Origin of the sequence: Rhodovarius crocodyli, assembly GCF_004005855.1 — a bacterium.
Lineage (GTDB): Bacteria > Pseudomonadota > Alphaproteobacteria > Acetobacterales > Acetobacteraceae > Rhodovarius > Rhodovarius crocodyli.
Genome location: NZ_SACL01000046.1, coordinates 1 through 255, shown reverse-complemented (window position 1 = coordinate 255; position 255 = coordinate 1). Strand labels below are relative to the sequence as shown.

1 protein-coding gene is annotated in these 255 nt (G+C 71.0%); it reads left to right on the top strand.

All coding sequences use genetic code 11. The features are described from left to right. Positions 1 to 255: sugar phosphate nucleotidyltransferase (locus EOD42_RS25705; RefSeq protein ID WP_276318174.1), on the top strand; the 255-nt coding region annotated here is incomplete at both ends.

Below are 255 nucleotides of genomic sequence, written 5' to 3'. Positions count from 1 at the left end.
CACGCTGAGCTATGCCGAGCAGCCCTCGCCGGACGGTCTGGCGCAGGCCTTCCTGATCGGCGAGGAGTTCATCGGGGGCGAGGCCTGCGCGCTGGCGCTGGGCGACAACATCATCTACGGCGGCGGGATGTCGCAGAAGCTGCGTGATGCGGCGGAGCGCGCGCAGACGGGCGTGTCGACGGTGTTCGGCTATCGGGTGGCGGACCCCGAGCGGTACGGCGTGGCGGAGTTCGACGCGACGGGCCGTGTGCTGTC